We start from the raw sequence: 5,071 nt of genomic DNA, 5'->3' as shown, positions 1-5,071 counted from the left end.
CGGCGTGCCAGGGAGGTGACGCTTTCCTTCCCCTGCGTGTAGGCCAGCCAAATGGCTTGGCGGTGGTGCGGGGTGAGACGGGTGTTTTTGTGCATGTTCATGTTTCAGTATTCTCCTGGAAATACTGTAAACAACGCTACTAGTTTCTACATACCGATGCCGGTGATGTTGTGTCTGTCGGTTCTCAAGGTTACGAACGTCAAATTATCAACGTAGCTCCTGGCGATATTTCTGCTACTTCTACTGATGCGATCAACGGCTCACAGCTTTATGGTGTATTGAGTGCGCTCGAACGCATTCGTTATTTCTCTGTTAAGTCAACTGATGGCAGTACTGACGGCACCAAAAACTGGAATAACGATGGTGCGAAAGGTGCAAACTCAATTGCCATTGGCCCATCTGCATCTACAACAAGCGCAGCCACAAATGGTGTCGCTATCGGTAATCAGGCAAATGTTACAGGCGTCAATGCTGTTGCTTTGGGTAACGGTACTACTGCTTCTGTTCAAGACTCTGTCGCTTTGGGCAATGGTGCTGTCGGCGCGGCCAATAATTTTGATGCAACAGCTAAAAATGCCTCATTCAAAAACGATAGCGGCGCTGCGACCAATGTCAGCTATGCTGCTTCTTCATCCTCTAAAACAGGCGCGGTTTCTGTAGGCAGCGCAGGCAATGAGCGCCAAATCCAGAATGTTGCCGCAGGCCGTATTTCCGCCACTTCGACCGATGCAGTTAATGGTAGCCAACTGTACACAGTCATGAATAATGTTGGACATAATATCCAACAAAACGGTACAGACAAATCCCGCATCAATAACAACGGTACGGTCAACTACGCTAATGGCAACTTGACGACCGTTGCAGTTACCGATGGCGAGAATGCATCAAAAGTTCAAATCAACGTCACTCAAGGCACATTGTCTGTCGATAATAATGGTACAGTGTCCGCACCGACTGCCGGTGTAGCGACTGCCGGCGATGTAGCCAATGCCATCAATAATGCCAAAACCACAACCAAGGTAGCGGCAGGCAGCAACACGCATGTCAATAAAACAACTTCAGGCAAAGAAACCACTTATACCGTCAGCGCAGATAAAGCAACGGTACAAGTTTCCAATGCTTTGAATCTGACCTCTAATACTACAACTGCAGCCGATGGTGCAGTCACAACTAATTACAGTATCGATCTCGCTCAAAGCACCAAAGCCGACATCCAAAAAGGCGTGGACGCCAAAACCGCCGTTGACAGCAAAGGCCTGACCTTCAACGGCGACAGCGGCAGCACCAATGTCGAAAAACTGGGCTCCACCGTGACCGTTGCCGGCGACGACAACATCACCACCGCAGCCCAGGGCGATACAGTGACCGTCAAGCTGAAAAAAGACCTGGTAATAGACAGCGTCAAAGCCGGCGACACCACCGTGAACAACGACGGAGTGAAAGTAGGCGACGATGTCGCATTGACCCAGGACGGCGTTAAAGCGGGCGATGTCAAACTGACCAAAGACGGTTTGAACAACGCCGGCAACAAAGTGACCAACGTAGCCGCCGGTACCGATGATACCGACGTCGTCAACTACGGTCAGCTGAAAGAGACCTGGGTGCGAATATACGCTAAGCAACAAGATAGCAGGCTGTATATCAACTCTCCCAATGATTTTGGTGCGGCATATTGTACGCAAAAACCAGATGCATGCTGTTTTTAAAAGAATTTCATGAATCAGGCCGCACCCTCTTTAGAGAGTAAACCTGAATGGCTATAGAAACTTGGGAGTCCAAGACATGGGATACCTGCCTTTTCTCCTGCAGGTTGCTTTATTCTGGTGGACTCCCTCTACTGTTGCAAAAAAGCGATACATTTCTCCGTACATCAACAGGGGGGGCTGGAATATTTTCAAAATAAAGATAAAATGGGGAAATTTTACCCCCATGTTTGCCTCGTAAAACGAAATTCTTGTACTTACGAGCCGAATGGTTCGTGCAGGTAAGTGGGTAGGTTGCAATTTCGATCACTCTATACAACTAAATAATGGAGCATAACAATGAATAAAGCCTATCGCGTTATTTGGAATGCGTGCACCAACACTTAGACTGCTGTTCAGGAAAATGCCAAGGCCAAGGGAAAATCTTCTTCCGGACGGGTTTCTGCCGAGCCTGCCACATTGGGCAGCTTGGGGTTGAAATCTTCCCGTTTCGTTTGTACCGCATTGGCTTCCGCGCTGATGATGACTGCAGGTTATGCCAACGCCGGGCCGGGTATTTTTATCAATGACGGTAATGATGACGGATGTATCGTTACCAGCGATGAATCATCAAGAAGAAACGCGCTGTTCTTTCTGAGTAATAACAACTTGGAATGGGCGGCCGGGCAGTCCAGCGGCGGCAGTATGCCGAATGCAAATGCTTTTCGGAATAAATGCAGCCCGACGGATGCAGCCAGTCAAACCAACCGTGCTCTGTTCCATGGCGATGCGGGTGGCGCGGGTAGCAAACACCTTTCGCTCGGTGGCCGTTTGGATGTAAATAGCGGCATTATCGGCTTGGGTGACCGTGCTGCGGGCAACAACAGCATCCGCATTGGTAGCGGCAATACTTTGCAGGCTGCCAATAGTCAATCGAATTCCGTTGCTATCGGTAATGACGTGGAAACCAAAGCTGCTATGGCTGTTGGTATCGGCTCGGCCGCCAAGGCCAATGGACAGCAGAGCGTGGCTGTCGGTAACAGTGTGGAGTCTTCCGGATATTATTCCGTAGCCATCGGTACTTCCGCTCGTGCGAATGCGGCACAAACTGTGGCTTTGGGTAACAATGCCAACGCCGCAGGCGAGGATGCGCTGGCTATTGGTCGTAGTGCCAACGCGCAGGCGAAAGACTCCATCGCATTCGGTCGTAGCTCTCAGGCAGCTGCCAAGGGTGTTGCCATTGGTTCAGAAGCCAGCGCCGCCGTGGCCAATTCTGTTGCCTTGGGTTCAGGTACGACTGCCGTTGCTGCTGCAGACCAGTCCGGAACGAAAAATGTGAACGGACTGAACTATACGTATGTCGGCGATTCCGCCAACAGTTCTGTGACCGTTGGTAACCGTCAAATCAAACAGGTAGGTGCGGGCGAAGTTTCGGCTGCTTCCGCCGATGCGATTAACGGTAGCCAGCTTTACGCCACCCAAAATGTAATCGGCAATATCGGTAAAGGTGTGGCTACTAATTTGGGCGGCGGCGCGGCCTTGAAACCAGATGGTACGTTTACCGCTCCCACCTACAACCTGACTGATGCCAACGGTAATGCGGTTAGCAAAAATAATGTCGGCGACGCGCTGAACGTATTGAACAGCCGTTTGAATAATGTGGGTGGCGGTTTTCAGGTAGCCGCAACTACTGGTACGACGCAAAACGTCAAGCCTGGCAATACTCTCAAATTTATTGATGGTACAAATACCACTACCGAAGTATCGACCGACGGCGCGGGTGTGACCACCGTTAAAATCAACGCCACAGGCGGCGGTGCAGCCGTTCCCCTGACCAGCAACGCTGCAACCGGCCAAGTCAACGCACCCGCTGCTGCGGATGCGAATAAAGCTGCCACTGCAGGTAGCGTGGCCACTGCCATCAATACTGCCGTGAGCAAGAGTGGCTTTAATGTGCAGGGTGGTTCGGTTGCTGGCGGCTCCGTTACTGGTGCAGCTACAACCAAAGTAAATAATGGCAGTACCGTTAAATTGCAGGCGGGTAAAAACATCGCTCTATCACAGAGTGGTGCGGATTTTACTTTTGCCACTGCCGAGAATTTGAGCGTAACCAGCGTGACTGCCACTGATGCGGCTGGCAATAAAACTGTTACCAATGGCAGCGGTGTCACTATAACTCCGGCAGCCGCAGGCAGTTCCCCCGTAAGACTAACCACCAGTGGCCTGGATAACGGCGGCAACAAGATCACCAACCTGACCAGCGGCAACGTTGCGGCAGGCGACAACAGTGCCGTAACTGGCGGTGCAGTTAATACCGCAATCAATACTGCCATCAATACTGCCGTGACCGATTTGAAAGACGCCGGCTTCAAGATCGGAGCCGACAGCGGTGCAGACGACACCGTAAAACTGGGCGAAACCGTCAAATATGCCGGCGATGCCAATATCAAGACCACGGTTACCAACAACCAAATCGGCTTTAAACTGGCCGACAGCATTACCGTTGGCCCGGCCAGCGGCGGCAACCCGGTTACCGTCGACGGTAGTGCCGGTACGGTTACCGGCCTGACCAACAAAACTTGGAATCCTGCCGGCATTGTCAGCGGACGTGCAGCCACGGAAGATCAGTTGAAAGCTGTAACCAATCAGGTCAACAGTTCTGCAACCCACTATTACAGTGTGAACGACGGTGGCGGCGCACACGGTGGCAATTTCAATAATGACGGCGCGACTGGTCTTAACGCATTGGCTGCCGGCGTGGGTGCAAGTGCGCAAGATAATGATGCTGTCGCCATCGGTAGCGGAACGATCGCTCAAGGTAACGGCTCGATCGCCATCGGTGCGGCTGCCGAAGTCAGCGGCGCCACCGGAGCGGGCGGCATCGCCATCGGCGCGGCTGCCACCGCTAAGAACGGCGGTACGGCCGTCGGCTCCGGCGCGGATACCGGCAACGGCACGGCACTCATCCCCGGCCTGCCCAACCGCCTCAATAACAACCTAGCATTGGGCGATAGCGCGAGGGTTAAAAACGATACCAACTTCAACGTGGCATTGGGTTCGCTTTCCACTGCAGGCGATGCGGATTTGACCGCCGCCGCCTACAAACCGAACGCAACTTCCGTCATTGCCGGCGACATCAACGAAGCCGGGGTTAAATATGGCGAAGTTTCGCTGGGCGGGGACACAAGCCATTTTATGTCCGGTAGCAAAATGTACCGCCGCCTGACCAATTTGGCTGCAGGTTCGGCCGATACCGATGCCGTGAACGTATCGCAGCTGAAAGCGGTGCAGGCTGCTTTGCAGGACCAAGCTCCGGTTGCATACACCAAAGCCGACGGCACCAAGGTGTACAAACACACCGACGGCAACTTCTACGATGCACCCAACGG

1 protein-coding gene and 2 pseudogenes are annotated in these 5,071 nt (G+C 52.6%); 2 read left to right on the top strand and 1 reads right to left on the bottom strand.

Annotated features, from left to right (window positions below; all coding sequences use genetic code 11):
- A pseudogene (locus ACTHSQ_RS10930) lies at positions 1–101 on the bottom strand (IS481 family transposase); the annotation flags it as partial.
- Between the two features lie 69 nt (positions 102–170).
- Between ACTHSQ_RS10930 and ACTHSQ_RS10925 the strand changes: the two are divergent.
- Both ACTHSQ_RS10925 and ACTHSQ_RS10920 read left to right on the top strand, forming a co-directional pair.
- Complete coding sequence (locus ACTHSQ_RS10925) at positions 171–1,706, top strand: hypothetical protein (protein WP_440364469.1); 1,536 nt, start codon at positions 171–173, stop codon at positions 1,704–1,706.
- A 471-nt stretch (positions 1,707–2,177) separates the two neighbouring features.
- Positions 2,178–5,071, top strand: a pseudogene (locus tag ACTHSQ_RS10920) (hypothetical protein); the annotation flags it as partial.

It is taken from the genome of Neisseria sp. P0009.S008, assembly GCF_051958615.1.
Lineage (GTDB): Bacteria > Pseudomonadota > Gammaproteobacteria > Burkholderiales > Neisseriaceae > Neisseria > Neisseria subflava.
This window is presented reverse-complemented; position numbering and strand designations above follow the sequence as displayed.